Genomic DNA, 18,903 nt, shown 5'->3' with positions numbered 1-18,903 from the left:
TTATGAATTCAGTGCCGCCAAAGCAAGATTTTTTTGCTGACTTTTCTACGCTTACAGATTTAAAGACCAAAGCGCAAAAAGACCCCGATGCCGCCTTAAAAGACGTTGCGCAGCAGTTTGAGTCTATCTTTATTAATATGCTACTGAAAAATATGCGTAGCACGAATGAAGCAATTGGCAGCGGTCTTTTTTCTAGCGCTCAAACTAAGCAATATCAAGAGATGATGGATTCGCAGATGTCTCAGAGCATGGCGCAGTCTGGTGGTATTGGTTTATCCGAAGCCCTGATTCGTCAGTATCAAACTCAACAGCAAAGTCGAATTAGTTCACCTGAGGCGAAAGAGCGAGGCGATACTGATTTCTTAAATCAGGTTGCCAAACAAGATTTAGTCCGAATTCAGGCTTTAGCTCATCGAGCTTCTACAGAGTTTATTCAATCAGTCCAGCAAGAGGCTAAGCAAAAAGCCCAAAATATTTCCGCTACTGGCGTATCTTCCGTCCCCTCAGCGGTTTCTGTTGTTTTTAGTTCGCCTGATGAGTTTGTTGAAAATCTTTGGCCACATGCTCAGAAGGTCGCTGAAAAACTTGGTGTTAATCCCAAAGCAATATTGGCTCAGGCAGCATTAGAGACTGGTTGGGGGAAATATCCGATTGCCAAAGAAGATGGCGCAGCGAGTTTTAATCTATTTGGTATTAAAGCGGATAATCGTTGGCAAGGCGATAGAGCGGTTGTGAATACCTTAGAGTTCCGTGATGGCGTGGCAAAGCGCGAAAAAGCAGCGTTTCGTGCTTATGATTCCTTTTCGCAAAGCTTTGATGATTATGCCGATTTCTTATCTTCTAGTGAGCGGTATAAAGATGCCTTGCAGGCTGGAGATGACGCGTCAATGTTTGCCGCTTCTTTGCAAAAAGGCGGCTACGCAACAGATCCAAAGTACTCCGAAAAAATCGACAACATCCTTTCTAGTCAGTGGTTTCAAGGTTTGTAATAATAAAATCACTCAATTATCAGCTTTGGTAAAGTTCTTGCATTAATAGCCGATAGAGCTAAAGAAGAGCTCAAGGTTATTTTTGAAAAACGTACTAGGGGTGTGGGCTATGGGCTCAAATTTATATTCAATTGGTTTGTCTGGACTACTGTCTAGTAATGCCCGTATTAATACGACTGGGCAAAATACGGCCAATGTGGATACCGAAGGTTACAGCCGCCAGCGCACTAATACTGTTACTTCACCTATGGGCGGTGTGGTACTTCAAGATACCTCCCGACTAGTAGATAAGTTTGTTAGTACCCAAGTACGTTCAGACGTGTCTGATTATTCATATCACGATACCTATAGCTCGTTACTTAGTGCTTCAGACAGTCTATTCGCGGAAGACAGTGTTGCATTGACTGGGTATTTGGATAAAGCCTTTGGTGCTCTTCAAGCCGCTAATAACGATCCAACTTCATCTTCATTAAGAGAGTTGGCGCATTCCAGTTTGAATAACTTAGTGAATCAATATAAGACCCTATCGGGCATGATCGAGGATCAAGAAAACTTGGTTGATCAGCAGTTGGAAACATCATTAGTAGACATTAATGCGATCACTTCCAAAATTTCAGAATTAAATGACAAAGTCTTGCGTGAAGAAGGGTTATCAAGATCGCCAGCTAATGAGCTAAGAGATCAGCAAGAACTGTTAGCCAAGGATCTCTCCAAATATATAGATATTGATGTTCAGTATGATGAAAAAGGACTGATGTCTGTTCAACTAGGGAGTGGGCAGCCTTTGATTATGGACCAACAACATACCGAATTAAAAGCACTACCCAATGCGATTAGTCCCAATAAAGTCGATTTAGTCGTCAATTTTGGTGATTATAATGTTGCGCTAAAGACCAAAGGCTTAGGTGGTAGTCTTGGTGCTTTAGTAGATTTTCGTTCTGGTTTTGGTGAATTAGCTGATCGTACTCTTGGGCAGCATGCTATTGTGATGTCTGATGCTTTGAATACCCAAAATGCTAAAGGGTTGGATGCAAAAGGTGAATTTGGCATCGATTTATTTGAACGTCGTCCTATTCAGATTTTTTCAACTCGCGATAATATAGATAAGTTGCCAAATATCTCAGTAAAAGTCTCTGGTGGGGAGTCCTCTAAAATTACTACCGATACTTATAAGCTCACTCGAACGGATGATGATCGCTTTGCCATTACTAAGTACGACTTGAATGATAAGGCGGCGGGTCAGTCTGTTGTATTTGATCTAACTGCAATGACTCCAGATAGCAAAGGGTATTATAAGATTGATGAACTAGGTTTAGATCTTCGTGTCGCTGACTTAAGTAAGTTTGATGAAGATGATGTGTTTAGTTTCTCTCCCAGCGCAGGAGCTGCGATCGGTTTGAGTATGAATGCCAAAAATGGCGATGCCTTGGCATTGAGTGCTCCAGTAGGGGTTTCCACAAGCTCAAATAACTTATCCGATGCGAGAATTTCGTTATCAGCGGTCACCAATACGAGCCATGACTCTTCTGCTTTTGCAATGGATGGAAGTTTATACCCAAGTGCACCGCACCAAATTTACTTTACCTCCCCCAACTCTTATGTGATACGTGATGTTTCCGGTGTCGAGCTGGCTAAAGTGGATAATGTGCAGCAATACTCCAACTTGCTAGAGCAGGCTGGTTTAGCAAAAGAGGCTGGCTTTGATGTTTCTATTTCTTCTGTGCCTCAAAAAGGAGATGAATTTTCCATCACTACAGAAAATATAGGTCCGTCCGATAACTTTAATGGTTTGGCCTTGGTGAATCTACAAAATTCCCATTTAGTGGAGGGAAAAGCGAGCTTGACCAAGGCGTTTGCAGGTTATGTTTCCTATATTGGTACCAAAGCAGCTGAATCGGCGGGCCATGCTGAATCGAGTGAAGTCATAATGAATGACAGTATTAAGCGCCGAGATCGTTTATCGGCAGTCAGTCTCGATGAAGAGGCTGTCAACTTAATGAAATACCAGCAGTCTTATTCCGCGTCTGCGCAGGTGGTAACTGCTGCCCGTACCACGTTTGAAACGTTGTTAGGGATTATGAGGTAATTTATGCGTGTTACGAATAATCTAATTTATGATCAATCAAGCAGAGCTATTAGCAAGGCTAACGATAAGATCCTGAATATCCAAGGTAAAATCGGTGCGCAAACAGACATAGTAAAGCCGAGTGATAATCCTGTTGGTGCTAGCCAAGTCTTAATGTACGAAGGTAATAATAATCGCCTTAAACAGTTTGACGAAGCTATTACCATGGCGAATGGTCATCTGGAGTATCAGGAGGTCGCCTTAGACAGCTTAAATGATGCTATGGACGATGTGCGTAAATTATTTATCCAAGGGCAAAATGATATCAACACCCAAGAAGACCTTGACGCAATCGCCCAAGAAATTAGCTTGATTACAGGTACTATGGCGGAGTTAATGAATTCCAAAAGTGCCGACGGTAACTATATTTTTGCTGGTACTGATACCATGGGACCGCCTTTTGTCATAAATGGCGAAGGTCGCTATGAATGGGTCGGCAATGAAGGACAGAAATTCGCTCAAATCTCTGAGGATATGAAAATCCCTGTTTCCGATTCTGGTAAAGCATTGTTTCAAGATGTCTGGACAAGTCGTAGTTTTTCTTCAGAGGTATTACTTGGTGACGTGAAATTTACCGCAGAAGTTGCCGAGCAGCGCGACTTTGATGAGTTCATGGCGCAAAATTATGACCCAGAAAACCCATTGCTGAATCAATTTCAGCTGACAACTTCCCCTATATTGCAAGAGGGCGAAGTTGCGCCAGCCTTGGATTCATTACGCTTGGGTTCTGACACGAAAGAAGACCAAGACAGAAGGCGAAGCTTTGATGGCACACCAGGTACTTACGCCATCACGAACAATAACGGTGAGGTTCTCGCATCAGGCAAATACATTGCAGGTAAGCCAATTAACTTTGGTGGTATGTCTTTTATGATGAGAGGCGAACCAGGTGCGGTGGCTGATATTCAATTAGACAAACCTGTTCGTGATAATGTGTTGAATGAAATTAACGATTCCTTAGCGGTTTTGAAAGATCGTTATTCAACCCATGCTGAGCGTGAGCGAGCATTCTTTGAGGCCTCCAGTAGTATTAAGAATGCGCAACAAAAAGTGGGGGATGCTCGATCCTCCGTGGGTGCGCGTTTAAATGTGTTACGTGATCGATCGAGCTACAGTTTGGCAAATCAGCTGGCCAACGCAACCGCTCAAGATCGTATAGCTGGTTTGGATATGGCTGAAGCAGCTACGGAATTGTCAATGAAGGAGTCGGCGTTAACAGCTTCACAAAAGGTGTTTACTCGTATGAGTAATCTTTCCCTATTTAATAAGATGTAAGTTTTAGGGTATAAGGTAAAAGATGTCAGTATTTAAAATGGAGTCCTGTTTTGGGGCTGATATCAATGTTGGGTATTTCGATATGGATGAAATACTCAGTATCTTGGACATTAAAGATACAATTGTTGGCAGTAAGCGGGTTCAAAGCCTGATAAAAATGCACGGTCGAAAAGATCGCATTGTCGGTGTGGCTATGCGTCAAATAACCTTTGATGTGCTGCGTCCCACTTTAGATTCTGAGTTCCTTCCCTACGATCCTTACTTTTCTGACGACAAGCTATTAAACAGTCGACGTGAACGCTTATATGATGCTCAAGAGCGATTTCTTATTTTATGTATGTCTATTGCTAGTGGTCGCTCAGTAAGAAGCCTTAAAAAGCTTAATCCGGATTTAAACACAAAAGAGTTACGCAGTAAGCATGGTCGAAGCCAAAGTCTCTTTCGTTATTTTCGACAAGAATTAAACGAGCAAACCAGAGAATATATCCTGAGTTATAAAGCTCGAATGGATAAGAGTGGAGATCTAAATAAAGGCAGTGTACCGAATGGCTTGGGGCCAGCGGTCGACATTGAACAACAAGTGTCAAAATCTGCAGCGCTCAAAAAAGTTCCTATAGAAAGTAAATTTATTCCAACTTCATTTGATGATGAAACCACTACCGCGCTTAAAATATTTCAGGATGGATACTCTTTATTATCTACTCAGGTAGAGCGCTTTAAACACGGTGAGCAGTTAGAAATGTTGGAGCTTATGAAGTTCTGTCGTCGGCTTATTGAGTCTCATACCCGTAATAATTTTTCGCTCATGGCAATACGCCATATAAAAGATGCTTCAATTTATTTGGAGCAGCACGCTATGGGTATGGCTGTACTTGGTATTCACTTTGCCAAAGCAATGAAATTGTCGAATGCCTATGTAGAGGTGATTACGCTTGGTGCTCTATTGTTTGATTTGGGGCGTTTTCGTTTGCCTGCGGCAATGGTAGCAAAAACGACAAAAATGACGGATAGTGAGTTTGATTTATTTCGCAGGCATATTCAGTTTGGAGAGCAGATCTTGCAAAAATGCGATGGTGTGCCTAAGGCGGTATATCAAATGCTGTCTGATCATCATGAAAAAATTGATGGTTCTGGCTATCCTGCAGGTAAGCAGGATCAAGAAATTTCAGTCTATGGAAAGATTGCGGCAATCATTGATGCATATGATGCAATGACCTCAGAGCAGCCGCATAAACCTTCTATGGGCCCAATAAAGGCATGTCAGCAGATGAGCAAAGAGTCAGGTTTAGCATTCGATAAAAAACTGCTGATGGTCTTCTTAAAAAGCATTGGTAGTATTCCAGTTGGTTCTTGTGTTTCCCTATCTAACGGGCGTGTTGGGTTTGTTTTGACGCTGAATAAATCTTTTCAGCCTTCTTTGGTTCGTCAGGTTTATAGCGCTACGAATAAGGCGTTTGTTGAAGCTTCTGATATTGAGTTGAATAAATCTGCTAACTTGAGAACAGAGGTGAGAATAGAAAAAGAAGTAGATCCTCAAGCATATGGTTTGCAGTTTATTAACCACATTTCATAACGTTCACCGTTCACCGTTCACCGTTCACCGTTCACCGTTCACCGTTCACCGTTCACCGTTCACCGTTCACCGTTCACCGTTCACCGTTCACCGTTCACCGTTCACCGTTCACCGTTCACCGTTCACCGTTCACCGTTCACCGTTCACCGTTCACCGTTCACCGTTCACCGTTCACCGTTCACCGTTCACCGTTCACCGTTCACCGTTCACCGTTCACCGTTCACCGTTCACCGTTCACCGTTCACCGTTCACCGTTCACCGTTCACCGTTCACCGTTCACCGTTCACCGTTCACCGTTCACCGTTCACCGTTCACCGTTCACCGTTCACCGTTCACCGTTCACCGTTCACCGTTCACCGTTCACCGTTCACCGTTCACCGTTCACCGTTCACCGTTCACCGTTCACCGTTCACCGTTCACCGTTCACCGTTCACCGTTCACCGTTCACCGTTCACCGTTCACCGTTCACCGTTCACCGTTCACCGTTCACCGTTCACCGTTCACCGTTCACCGTTCACCGTTCACCGTTCACCGTTCACCGTTCACCGTTCACCGTTCACCGTTCACCGTTCACCGTTCACCGTTCACCGTTCACCGTTCACCGTTCACCGTTCACCGTTCACCGTTCACCGTTCACCGTTCACCGTTCACCGTTCACCGTTCACCGTTCACCGTTCACCGTTCACCGTTCACCGTTCACCGTTCACCGTTCACCGTTCACCGTTCACCGTTCACCGTTCACCGTTCACCGTTCACCGTTCACCGTTAGGCAGATCTTTTGATGTCTACCTATATTTTGTATCCCTTCTGTTTTCCGGTTTTTTTTAGTCTTTTTCATGTTTTTTACTTTTATTCTTAAAGTTATTTACGTTGAGTTCGATAACTGTGAGTACCGCTTTTTTTGAGTTAGGAAAATGCAAAAAAATCAAAAAAAGTATAAAAAAATATTAAAGATCAGCGCGAATGTGTCGATAACTTTAATAAGAGACAAAAACCAAATAACTAATTAAATCAAAAGGTTGTCTCGTTTAAAAAATGTTTTTAGGAGAGAAAAAATGGCTTTATATGTAAACACTAATGTGTCCTCGCTGAATGCTCAGCGACTACTTTCAAACTCTAGTCGTGACCTTGATACGGCATACCAACGCTTGTCATCTGGTCGTCGAATTAACAGCGCTGCAGATGACGCTGCAGGTCTTCAAATTTCAGATCGTTTGACCTCACAGATTAATGGTTTGAACCAATCTGTACGAAACGCGAACGATGGTATTTCTTTATCTCAAACGGCTGAAGGTGCCCTGGACGAAACGACAAGCATGCTACAACGTATGCGTACTCTATCTATTCAGGCAGCAAACGGATCAAATTCAGACAAAGACCGTGTCGCGCTACAGCAAGAAATGGCGCAATTGTCTAAAGAGATCAACCGTGTTGCGGAAACAACCACATTTGGTGGTGCGAACTTACTAGACGGTACTTACCAAGGTGTTTTCCAAGTTGGTGCCGACGCAAACCAAACGATCAGTTTTACTTTGGAGTTTGGTGGTCCAAATAATTCTATTGATTACCAAGCTAATAATGGTTTCACCATGTCCGGTTTGTCCAGCCAAGCTTCGGCTCAAATTGACGAAGTTACTGCGTCTATTTCAACTATGGTGAATGCGCAAAGTATGATCGGTATTATTGATAGTATGATTTCTGCGGTAGATTTTAAACGAGCAGAGCTGGGTGCGGTACAAAACCGATTTAGTTCTACTATTACTAACTTGAGTAACATTTCTGAAAACGTATCTTCGGCTCGTGCTCGAGTTCGTGATGCCGACTTTGCTCAAGAGACGGCCAATCTGACTAGTACGCAAATTTTGCAGCAGGCGAGTAGTACCATTCTTGCTCAAGCAAATCAGCGTCCTCAGACTGCGCTTTCTTTATTAGGTAATTAATTTATACAAAATAGCGTGAGGTGAAGCCGCACTAGATTGCAGCTTTCGCAAATGATTCGAGTTTGTCTCGGAAAATAGGCTACTTCTCTCTCCTAGAGGTGCCTTTTATGCCGGGTGATTTTTTCACCCGGCTTTTTTTTGCCCAAATAGTGAGCTTTTGTGCGTTTTTTGATGCTTTTGGGTGGTTTAGGAGAGGGGATGTTTGGTGTTGAGGCTTATGCCGCAGGCGATTATTGAGCAAACAGATCGCGATATATATGTCGTTTTGCTCTTGACCGGCTTTGAGATGAGCTTTTTTGATGGAGTTCTTTTAAAAGTATAGATCATTCTTGATGAGTAATTTCAGTGATGAGTTTGTGCCTTAAATATGTTGTTCAGTTTGCGAGAAGCTATAGATGATTTAGCTAGGTTTTCAGTGGTCAGGCTCGCATCTAAAAGTGAAGTATGCGGAATAGAGAAAGCTCTAGCGAATTGGAATGTGTCGAATGCATGTTGTGGCTATGCCGTATTTCGTTGTGTGTAAGGCTGTTGTGGTTGTATGAACAATGAATTTTTTATGGACAGCGCAGCCGCGCCTTTTTTCACGGATTCGGGTTGCACGTTGAGCGTTTGGTTTTTTGAGGAGTCAAGTTTGGAAACAGGTTGCTTATTCGTTTTTTGAATAGGTTGCTGCTGTGACTGTGACTGTGACTGTGACTGTGACTGTGACTGTGACTGTGACTGTGACTGTGACTGTGACTGTGACTGTGACTGTGGCAGGGCCATACATTGATGCAAAAGTTGGATTTCTGACGCGGTTTGTGTGGATGAATAGTGGATTAAATGATGCTTACAGGATTTTTTGAACGACACAGCTGCGTCTTTTTTCGCAGTCTTGATTGATAAATTGAACGTGTTGATTCTGAGGAGTTGAGTTTGGTGATAGGTCGCTTATTCGTATTTTTGCATAGGTTGCTGCTGTGACTGTGGCACGGCCATACATTGACACAAAAGTTAGATTTCTGACGCGATTTGTGTGGGTGAATAGTGGATTAAATGATGTTTACAGGATTTTTTGAACGGCACAGCTACGTCTTTTTTCCGCAGTCTTGATTGATACATTGAACGTGTTGATTCTGAGGAGTCGAGCTTGGTGATAGGTCGCTTATCAGTATTTTTGCATAGGTTGCTGCTGTGACTGTAGCACGGTCATTTGTTGATGAAAAAGTTAGGTTTCTGGCGCTATTTGTGTGGATGAATAACGGGATAAATTTCGTTTTTAGGATTTTTTAATGGCACAGCTATGTCTTTTTTTCGCAGCTTTGATTGGAGGTTGAGCCTGTTTATTCTGAGGGCTCGAGCTTTGTGGTAGGTCGCTTATTCGTATTTTTGCATAGGTTACTGCTGTGACTGTGGCACGGTCATTTGTTGATGAAAAAGTTAGGTTTCTGACGCGATTTGTGTGGATGAATAACGGGCGAAATTTCGTTTTTAGGGTTTTTTAATGGCACAGCTATGTCTTTTTTTCGCGGCCTTGATTGGAGGTTGAGCCTGTTGATTCTGAGGCGTTGAGTTTGGTGGCAGGTTGCTTATTCGTATTTTTACATAGGCTACTGCTGTGGCTGCGATATGGCCACTCATTGACACAGCCGTTAGATTTCTGACGCTATTTGCGCGGATGAGACACGGGCGAAATTTCGCTTTTCGAATCCTTTTAACGGCGCAGCTGCGTCTTTTTTTCAGGGTTTTGGCTAATACATTGTGGGTTTTGATTCTGATGGCTAGCTTGGTGACAGATTGCTTATTTGTATTTTTGCATAGGATGTTGCCGTGAGCGTGGCATGGCCACTCGTTGGCGAAAAAATCGGGGGCTGCCGGTATTTTTGTGGATGAAGAGTGGGCTGAATTTCTTTTTTAAGATGTTTCGAAAGGCATGGCCGAGTCTTTATTGATTTTTGAGCGAAACATAGACGACTTTGTCTTCAATAATGGTAACAAGGCGGTGTTTTGAGTGGCAGTTTTTGTCTGTTTTTTAATGTGGTAGCCATTTCTTTGGTGATTGTTTGCCGTCTTGGTGAGTTGGAAGTGGAGACCTAGTGAAAGATCTTTGTCAGATTATTTACTTTTAGATCAGGTTTAAGGGATTTTAAGGCGTGTTTTTGGGGCTTTAAGGTAAAAAACACAGTGTTTTTAAAAAAAGTGTAAATAAATTTAATTGTTTTAAATTTATTTTAAAACAATTACTTAGGCATTTATTTGCCGCTATATAGGAGGTTGTTTTCCGAAAAACGGAAAAATATTTCCTAAATTGACTAAAGGTTTTCAGATTCTTGTCGAAAACCTTATACGATCTGCTTTTTTGCAGGATTTAATAAAACCTAGGAGGCTATGATGGCTCTTTATGTAAATACGAATACTTCATCTTTAAGTGCACAGCGCCAGCTAATGGGCTCAGCTAAATCGTTGGATACTTCTTTCCAGCGTTTGTCTTCTGGTTTGCGTATTAACAGCGCGGCTGATGATGCGGCAGGTCTACTTATCTCTAACCGTTTAACTTCTCAGGTAAATGGTTTGAATCAGTCGGTTCGTAACGCCAATGATGGTATTTCTTTGTCTCAAACGGCAGAGGGTGCATTGGATGAAACAACAAACATGTTGCAGCGTATGCGTACGCTATCTATTCAGGCGTCAAACGGTTCAAACTCAGATAAAGACCGTGCAGCACTACAGCAAGAAGTTAGTCAGCTATCTACTGAGATTAACCGTATCGCATCGGATACTACATTCGGTGGTGAAAACTTATTGGACGGTACTTACACTGGTATTTTCCAAGTAGGCGCGGACTCTAACCAAACTATTAGCTTTAACTTAACCGATGGCGGTATTAACAACACAATCGATTACGCTGGTAATGGTGGTTTCACTATGTCTGGCTTATCTAGTAGTGCTACTACTGCTCAGGTGGATGTTACAACTGCTTCTGTATCTACAATGGCTAATGCTCAGAGCATGGTAGATGTACTAGATACTATGATTTCTGCAGTTGACTCAAAACGTGCTGAGTTGGGTGCGGTGCAAAACCGTTTTGGTTCTACAATTAGTAACTTGAGTAACATTACGGAAAACGTATCATCTGCTCGTTCTCGTGTACGTGATGCTGATTTCGCAGAAGAAACTGCTAAGCTAACAAGCTCTCAAATTCTTCAGCAAGCAAGTTCATCTATTTTGGCTCAAGCAAACCAACGTCCACAAACTGCTTTGTCTCTATTAGGCTAAGCATTATTGGTAGCGGAAAGCTGGGACCTAGTCCCGGCTTTTGTCTATTTGGGGGAACTCTGATATGTCTATTAATGCCAGTGATTTTTCTAAGCAGGGTCTCAATTACTCTTTAAAGCCAGAACAGCGTGCCGCAGAAGATTTTGCCGCATTACGCCAAGCAAATGCTAAAGTTGTACAAAATACAGCCGATACGAGCAGAGCAGATAAAGATAATCGAAACTCTCAATTTTCAAATTCTTCTGCAAAGGTAGAGCCTCACGACGTCGAGATCATGAATCAAAAAATGTCTCAATTAAATGTGCATTTAACCTTTGAAATGACAGAAGACAGGGCGCAAAATATCGTAAAAGTGTTAGATCAGACAACGGGGGATGTGGTACGTCAAATCCCAACAGAAGAGTTTCTTAAAATGTCTGATAGAATAGACGCTATTATGAGCCAGCTAAGTGATATCAAGGGAACCTTGGTAAACAGTGAGGTTTGATTTAGATAACAGATAATGTAGGTGTCAGGAGATAAAGTTATGTCGGTAGGCTCATTAGGTGCAGGGTCTGGTATTGACCTAGAGTCCCTTGTTAAACAAATGGTGAGTGCTCAAAAAGACGCTAAAGTAAAACTTTATCAAGATAAAATTGATGGCTATGAGGCGGAGTTGTCTGCATTAGGCAAAGTTGGCTCAGCTATTGATACTTTTAAATCTTCTGTCAAAGCTCTAAATGATGATGAGCTTTTTACTGGGCGTGATGCAAAAATCGCCCAAACAGAAGGTGAAGAAGTTATTGCTATTACGACAGACAATACGGCCTCAAATGGCTCTTATTCTATTGATGTCAATCAGCTAGCAAAGGGCAGTCGAGTCATGTCGGCGCCTGGTACTTTTTCCTCTGCGGATGATGTTGTTGCTAAACAAGATTCGCGACTTACCTTTAAGGCTGGTAGCAACGAGTTTTCTATTACCGTTGATGCTGGTACGACTTTATCCGAACTTCGTAATCAAATTAATACATCAGAAGATAACTTTGGTGTGTCTGCTAATTTGGTTGATGATGGTAACGGTAATCTATTCTTCACAGCTACCTCTGCCATTCAGGGGGCTGCAAATACACTAAAAATTACTAATACTGCTGTTGTGAGAGATGAAAACGGCAATATTATTGATAATCCTATTGAGGACAGCTCAGACAAAACACTTGATGAGCTTCCTGCTGAAGATGTCGCCGACGGAAAAGATGAATTGGACTTGGCGGGAGATGATGTTGACTTTGCTAATGATGGACCGATTCCTGCCGATGAAGAAAAAGACATAGCAGATTCAGAGAGAGATTCTGCTTCTGTTGATGGCAAAGATTCAGATATTGCTGATAAAAAAGATACTTCTCCTACTGCAAAAAATGCAGTGCTTAGTTTAGACACCATTTCAACCGAAGGAATATCTGCTGGCCTTTATACGCCTTTAGGAGATGAGGCTCGTGATGCAATTATTACTGTAGATGGTATTCAAATTAGAAATGATACCAATACTTTTGATAATGCCGTTGCTGGTTTATCCATTGAAGCATTAGCGCTGACAGATAAAACTACAAAAGTAGACATCAGCTTTGACCAAAAGACAGTTCAGGAAACTATAGAAGAGTTTATTGCTTCTTATAATGATGTTGTTGGATTGCTGCAAGCTAGCTCAGATAGGGGCGCTGTTTTAAATGGTAATAGCATGGTCCGGAACTTGCAGTCCTCCCTATCTACCCAGTTAATGAGTAGTCATGGTGATTCTGGAACCTTTACTTCTATTTTCGATCTGGGTGTGAAAATGGATAACAAAGGTAAGCTTAGTTTTGACAACGCTAAGTTTGATAATGCCATGAAAAAAGGCTATAGCGATATCGCACCATTGATATCTGGTGATAACGGATTGGCTCAGTCATTAGAAGATCTGCTTGATAACTATACCGGATCTGATGGAATGACAAATTCATTAAAGGATTCGGTTCGCCGGTCGATAGATAATACAGAAGGGACGTTAGAGGCTTATGAAGACCGTATGGTCAAATATGAAGATTCTCTACGGTCCAAGTTTACAAGTTTAGATTCTCGCCTTGCAAATATGAATGCTCAAGGTGGCTATTTAAATTCTGTATTGTCGAAAATGTAGCTGTTTTAAATTGTAATACACGTATTAATGGGGTTGTTTATGTACAAGAGTAAAGGGATCCAAGCCTACAGAAAGGACTCAATTAAGTCCGACTTAGCCTCGGCTGACCCTCATCGCGTCATTCAGCTCTTAATGCAAGGCGCGCTTGAAAAGCTAGCTTTAGGCAAAGGTTGTATCGAACGTTCAGACTGGGAAGGAAAAGCCGCAGCATTAACTCGCGCTAGTGAAATTATTAATGCGTTAAGAGACGCATTAGACCGTGACGTTAATCCAGAGCTTGTGGATAATCTTGAGTCACTTTACGAATACATGATAGTTCGTATCACTGAAGCCAGCATTGCTAAAGACACGAGTATCCTTGATCAAGTAATGGGTCTTATTTTGCAAATTAAAGGTGCTTGGGATCAAATATCTACAGCCGATAAGCAAGCTGCTTATGAAGGTCAGACTGAAGCTCGAGTTGGAGCAGTTTAATGTTTGATATGTCTCACTTAACTGAGTTGAGTGCCGCATTAGAACAAAGTGTTATTGATAAAGACGTAGAAAAAATACAGCTATTATGTGAAGAAAATGATGCCTTTATTCGCTCCATTCAACCGCTTTCTACGGCAAAGGATAATGAGCGAATAAAGCATTTCATATTGGTTCATCAATCCGCTATTCGGTTTATTCGTGATGTTCATGCGGAAATGCAAAAACAACTTTACCAAACTAATAAAACTCGTAAGAGTGTGAATAAGTACAAAGGCGTGAAAAATGCAGAATGAGGAAAATTTATCCTCTCTTGATCAGGCTGAAGCATTCGCTTCGCTGTTTGAAAGAGGTGCATCACGCCTCAAAGAGCATGATCAAGAGTTGACTGAACGATACCTAAGAAACATGACCGTGTTTTCTCAGATCATGCCTCACATATTTGAATCCTTTCAAGATTATCAGCCTAAAAAACGTCATATTTACATGGAAGAAAGCGGTGAGCTTAATCTTTACCGTGAAGATGTTGGTGTGCCACTTTTTTCTAAAAAACCAAGAGCTCAGTCTGCCGAAAGGGTAAACCGAGCCTTTATCAAGCCTAATAAAACGGTATTGAATTTAGAACGCACAGCCAATCACCCAAGTCGCCATGTGTACTATAGTAATAAAATACTAGATCAAGTTGAGTTGCAATCGGCAGGATTAGAGCCACAAAGCGGTTGGCCTGAATTTGTTGGGTCTGCAATATTGTTTGGGGTGGAGTTTGGTTATCAGCTTGAAATGATTCTTGCTGAGCGAGAGATAAAACACCTTTATCTGTATGAGTGTGATCTGGATTTTTTTTATTACTCATTGTTTGCCATTGAGTGGCAGAATATTTTAGAAATCTGTAACCGTGATGGCCGTACCATTCATTTCTTTTTAGGAGTGAGCCCAGAAGAATTTACCGAAAAATATCTTCGTCAGTTAGAAGAAAATGGTTTTTTCATGGCGCCAGAAACTTATCTTTATGTCGGTTATGGCAGCCCTGAAAATGATCTGGCGATTGATTATTTTAAAAAGCAGTATGCTCGTCAGGTTATGGGTTGGGGATTTTTTGATGATGCTCTAATTGGTGTTGCACAAGGTTTGAAATCCTTGCCTAAAACCAAAGTCGCTCATTTTCAGAGTCGTGAAGCGTTACCTAAATGGGTGAGTAATATTCCTGTTTTCATTCTAGGGAATGGCCCATCTCTTGATCAAGGCATTGAGTTAGTCAAAGAAGTTCGAGATCAAGTTTTGCTAATTTGCTGTGGCTCAACCATTAATACCTTAAAAAAGTTAGGTGTGACGCCTGATATTCATGTAGATATTGAACGCCTTAAGCAAACGGTTGATAAGTTCCAGTTTTTAGATCAAGACTACTTAGATAAAATTTGGGCTTTGTCTGTAAACGTCATGCATCCAGGCTTGTTTGATTGTTTTAAACGCTCAGGCATGGCGATGAAACCAGGCGAAGCCATAACCTCTTTAATGTTAAGCCAAGCGCGGTCCCATGGTGATAGCAAAGAATACGTGCAGCTGAACTACTGTAATCCCGTGGTTGCTAACTTGGCATTGTCTTATGTTCATCTCTTTGGTTTTAATAATGTCTATTATCTTGGTGTAGACAATGGCTTCAAAGACAAAGGCAGCCATCACTCAATTCACAGTGGATATTATAAAGACGGCAAAGAATCTGGATTCCAAACTTTCCAAGAAGCTAAATTGGTAGAGCGTGAAGGAAACTTTGGTGGCACAATTTATGCCACAGGGATTATGGATACTTCACGAGTTCAGTTGGAATCCCTTACTCGACAATTGAATAAACGCCGTAATTTTGCCAGTTTTAATTTATCTGATGGGGCAAAAATCGAAGGCGTAACACCGTTACGGTTTGAAGATGTTCTCATCATGGACCCTAAAATTGATCACGCTAAAGTCATCGATATTCTAGAAAGCGTATTTTTTACCGAGCCGCCAGAGTCGTTAGTCGGCCAATCAGCCGATGAGCTTATTTCTGTGGATGACTTCCGTAAGATTAGCCGGACGCTGCAACAGGGCTGGGATGAGTCAATAACAACACGCGAGCAAGTATGTGACTTATTTTGGTCTCATCATCGTCAGATTTATTTTTTGAAGGGCAGTATTCATCGCCATATTTATGATTTGTTAATTGGTTCTTTTACATACTCCACCTTTTTGATCGTGCAGTTTTTGTTTAAGTATCAGGACGAAGCAGAAGCCGTGGCTCGTGCCCGTCATTTATTTGCACCATGGTGTGAATTTCTTGAGGAAATGCCAAGCATGCTCCAGCAAGCGTCAGAGTATGTGGATCAAGGTAATGATCACCTAGTCACTTTTTACAATGGTTAATTATGTTCGAAGCTATGTTTGAAAAAATGCCTTTTATTATTGCTGAGTTATCGGGCAACCATGACCAAGATTTGGAACTCGCTAAAGCTATGATTCATGCCGCAGCTGATGCGGGTGTAGATGCGATCAAGTTACAGACCTATACACCAGATACCATGACGTTAGATGTTCGCCACGGCGAATTTATGGTGTCCGAAAGTGATAGCTTGTGGCGCGGTTCCAATCTTTATGACCTGTATAAAAAAGCCTCAACACCTTGGGAATGGCATAAGCCGTTATTTGAGTTGGCAGAGTCTTTAGGTTTGGTGGCGTTTAGTTCTCCGTTCGATTTAAGCGCAGTGGCATTTTTAGAATCCATCGACGTGCCCTTATATAAAATCGCGTCTTTTGAGATGACCGACATTCCGTTAATTCAAGCGGTAGCGAGAACGGGCAAGCCGATTATCATGTCGACCGGCATGGCAAGCGAAGAAGAAATCGCCGAAGCCGTCGCAACCATCAGAGCCATTGGCGATAATCCGCTAACATTACTCAAATGCACCAGTACGTATCCTTCCAAAATAGAAGATTCTAACTTGGTAACTATGGCCGATTTGGCAGCGAAAACCGGTTGTCCTGTTGGCTTGTCTGATCATACTAAAGGTCTGGGCGCGGCTGTTGCTGCAACAGCTTTGGGCGCAACCGTGATTGAAAAACACTTTGTGTTAGATCGCAGTGCTGGTGGTGTGGACGCAGAATTCTCCATGGAGCCAGATGAAATGAAAGCGCTGGTAGTTGCTTGTCGGGCCGCAAAAGCAGCGCTTGGTACGGTGACTTATGGCGGCTCAGATGCCGAGCAAGCAGCGAAGAAATACCGTCGCTCTATTTATGTGGCAGTGGATTTACCCGCTGGCACCATATTGACCGAAGAGCATCTGAAAATCATTCGTCCGTCGTTTGGTCTTGCGCCTAAATATTGGCCAGAAGTATTAGGTAAAAAATTAGTGGTAGATGCGCAAAAAGGCCAGCCGCTTGCTTGGGATATGATGGCGTGAAACTCTTGGTGCGAGCCGATGCCTCTGTCGAAATCGGCATGGGACATAGAGTTCGCTGCCAAGCCTTAGTCCATGCTTTTAACGAACTGGGCTGGCACTGTCAGTTTGTGGTTGATCGTCGGTATCAAGCCTTTGCCTCTCAGCAAGACTGCTTGATTGGTGGCGGGTCAGAAGAAGGGTGTAAGTCTGAGTTTTTAGCTTTGGCGAGACAAGTTGATCTAGTGGTATTAGATCATTATGGCTACAGCGCCGAAGAAATTACCGAGCTTCATCAATACCAGCCGAACTTACTGGTGTTGGATGATATGAATGATCGGGGCGAATTCTCCTGTAAATGGCTCCTAAATCCACTGAAAGAAACTTATTCCAAACGGGTAGAACTTCCATTAACTGGAAGTTCTTATGCGTTATTAAGACCTACCTTTCAACGCGTAGAAGCGCATGTAAGCAACCCTGAGCAATTGCTTATTACTCTAGGTGGAACCGATCCGCTTGCGCTAACCTTGCCTATTTTAAAGGCCTTATTAGCGTCAGGCTTTCCTTGCCAACATATTCAGGTGTTATTGGGCGCGAATGCTAAAAATGCCGATCAGGTCATCTATTTTTGCCGCGAGAAGCACATTGCTTTTGAGCAAGGTTTAACAGACGTTACCCCCTTGATGCTGCGCGCTAAAATGGCGATTTCTGCTGCGGGTGGCACCTTGTTTGAATTGGCTTGCATGGGTGTGCCGACAGTCTTTGCTCAAGTCGCAGACAATCAAACTCGCTCATTGGAGCAGCATGTTCCACTAGATTGGTGTCGTTCTATTCGTTTTGATAATGTGCCGGAAGAAGTTCGGCAGCAACGCGTTGAGCAGTTAGTCGAAGATGTGAATCGTTGCTGGCTGGATATTGAGTGGCAAGAAAATGCTCGTAAAACGGCTCGTAGCTTAGTTGATTGTGATGGTGCCAACCGCGTAGCAAAAACCATTAACTCATATTTTGCAGCTTCATAATTTGCGTTAAGCGCAACCAATCTTCCTCTGTGTCCAAATCCTGAATTCTATGTCTTGGTAATAATAAAGGCTTGGATTTAGGGCCAAATATTTCTTCATCAAACCAGTCTTTAGTGCTCGCCCAATAGAACTGCCCCGCATCATGAATAGCTTCTACCAAATCTTGTGAGCGTTTGCCTATATGTTCAGGGAACATGGGCGCCAATTCGCCGTTTTCTTTGAGGTGAAGTGCTCTTTGAATCGGGAAGGCAAAGGTAGTGGCTGAAAAGCAAAATGCTGTGTTTTGGTCTAGTTGTGCCAAACCTTGCTGTAAATCTTCTGGCGTCAGCATTGGGCAAGTGGCATAAATCAAACACGCTTGGTCTGGTATTTTACCTTCATCAATCAAACAGCGCAGCGCGTGCTGCATTACCGGCGTTGTACCTGTCATGTGATCAGCCAAATCGGCAGGGCGAAAAAACGGAGTCTCTGCGCCAAATTTGCGTGCGACTTCTGCAATTTCTGCGTCATCGGTAGAAACAATAACGCGATCGAATAACCCTGAAGCAGTCGCCGTTTCGATGGAATAAGCGATCAAAGGTTTGCCATCTAATAAGCGAATATTTTTTCTAGGAATGCGCTGAGATCCACCACGAGCTGGAATCACCGCAACTCGATAGGGCTTTTGGTTTTCTTGTGAAAGAGCGCTATTTTTCATTGT

At 42.5% G+C, this 18,903-nt stretch carries 15 protein-coding genes; 14 read left to right on the top strand and 1 reads right to left on the bottom strand.

The annotated features are described in order from the left end of the window. Positions 1-2: 2 nt before the first annotated feature. From flgJ to pseG, 14 genes are all read left to right on the top strand, one after another. The gene (flgJ, locus tag KPL72_RS09465) at positions 3-989 is read left to right on the top strand and encodes a flagellar assembly peptidoglycan hydrolase FlgJ (protein WP_219702567.1); all 987 of its coding nucleotides are present in this window, start codon (positions 3-5) and stop codon (positions 987-989) included. Between the two features lie 109 nt (positions 990-1,098). Beyond that, on the top strand, positions 1,099-3,075 hold the full coding sequence (flgK, locus tag KPL72_RS09460) for a flagellar hook-associated protein FlgK (protein ID WP_219702566.1): 1,977 nt from the start codon (positions 1,099-1,101) through the stop codon (positions 3,073-3,075). Positions 3,076-3,078: 3 nt separating this feature from the next. Continuing rightward, complete coding sequence (flgL, locus tag KPL72_RS09455; protein ID WP_212916270.1) at positions 3,079-4,389, top strand: flagellar hook-associated protein FlgL; 1,311 nt, start codon at positions 3,079-3,081, stop codon at positions 4,387-4,389. A gap of 22 nt (positions 4,390-4,411) precedes the next feature. Further along, a complete protein-coding gene (locus KPL72_RS09450) occupies positions 4,412-5,962 on the top strand; it encodes an HD-GYP domain-containing protein (protein ID WP_219702565.1) in 1,551 nt (516 codons plus the stop codon). Further along, positions 5,931-6,731, top strand: a complete 801-nt coding sequence (locus tag KPL72_RS09445; protein WP_219702564.1) for a hypothetical protein — start codon at positions 5,931-5,933, stop codon at positions 6,729-6,731. The genes KPL72_RS09450 and KPL72_RS09445 overlap by 32 nt, the downstream gene beginning before the upstream one ends. 286 nt (positions 6,732-7,017) lie before the next feature. Further along, on the top strand, positions 7,018-7,902 hold the full coding sequence (locus KPL72_RS09440) for a flagellin N-terminal helical domain-containing protein (protein WP_219702563.1): 885 nt from the start codon (positions 7,018-7,020) through the stop codon (positions 7,900-7,902). Between the two features lie 2,370 nt (positions 7,903-10,272). Continuing rightward, positions 10,273-11,157: a flagellin N-terminal helical domain-containing protein gene (locus tag KPL72_RS09435; protein ID WP_219702562.1), complete on the top strand. Its 885-nt coding sequence runs from the start codon at positions 10,273-10,275 to the stop codon at positions 11,155-11,157. Positions 11,158-11,221: 64 nt separating this feature from the next. Beyond that, positions 11,222-11,644 (top strand): flagellar protein FlaG, encoded by a 423-nt coding sequence (locus KPL72_RS09430; RefSeq protein ID WP_212916265.1) that lies wholly within the window; start codon positions 11,222-11,224, stop codon positions 11,642-11,644. 39 nt (positions 11,645-11,683) lie between these two features. Continuing rightward, entirely contained in the window at positions 11,684-13,309 is a 1,626-nt protein-coding gene (fliD, locus tag KPL72_RS09425) for a flagellar filament capping protein FliD (RefSeq protein ID WP_219702561.1), read from the top strand. A gap of 39 nt (positions 13,310-13,348) precedes the next feature. Beyond that, complete coding sequence (gene fliS / locus KPL72_RS09420) at positions 13,349-13,783, top strand: flagellar export chaperone FliS (RefSeq protein WP_212916263.1); 435 nt, start codon at positions 13,349-13,351, stop codon at positions 13,781-13,783. Continuing rightward, on the top strand, positions 13,783-14,076 hold the full coding sequence (locus KPL72_RS09415) for a hypothetical protein (RefSeq protein WP_212916262.1): 294 nt from the start codon (positions 13,783-13,785) through the stop codon (positions 14,074-14,076). Before fliS ends, KPL72_RS09415 begins: the two co-directional genes overlap by 1 nt. Next, the gene (locus KPL72_RS09410; protein WP_212916261.1) at positions 14,066-16,174 is read left to right on the top strand and encodes a motility associated factor glycosyltransferase family protein; all 2,109 of its coding nucleotides are present in this window, start codon (positions 14,066-14,068) and stop codon (positions 16,172-16,174) included. The genes KPL72_RS09415 and KPL72_RS09410 overlap by 11 nt, the downstream gene beginning before the upstream one ends. A gap of 2 nt (positions 16,175-16,176) precedes the next feature. Next, positions 16,177-17,208, top strand: a complete 1,032-nt coding sequence (gene pseI / locus KPL72_RS09405; protein ID WP_219702560.1) for a pseudaminic acid synthase — start codon at positions 16,177-16,179, stop codon at positions 17,206-17,208. After that, positions 17,205-18,203, top strand: coding sequence for a UDP-2,4-diacetamido-2,4,6-trideoxy-beta-L-altropyranose hydrolase (pseG, locus tag KPL72_RS09400; protein ID WP_219702559.1), 999 nt, complete (start codon positions 17,205-17,207; stop codon positions 18,201-18,203). Before pseI ends, pseG begins: the two co-directional genes overlap by 4 nt. Here pseG and pseF read toward each other — a convergent pair. Continuing rightward, positions 18,178-18,900, bottom strand: a complete 723-nt coding sequence (gene pseF, locus KPL72_RS09395; RefSeq protein WP_219702558.1) for a pseudaminic acid cytidylyltransferase — start codon at positions 18,898-18,900, stop codon at positions 18,178-18,180. The genes pseG and pseF overlap by 26 nt on opposite strands. Positions 18,901-18,903: the final 3 nt, after the last annotated feature.

The organism is Marinomonas lutimaris, assembly GCF_019426345.1.
In the GTDB taxonomy this organism is placed as follows: Bacteria; Pseudomonadota; Gammaproteobacteria; order Pseudomonadales; family Marinomonadaceae; genus Marinomonas; species Marinomonas lutimaris.
Note: the sequence above shows the minus strand (reverse complement) of the source record. Positions and strands in the feature narration are given on the sequence as shown.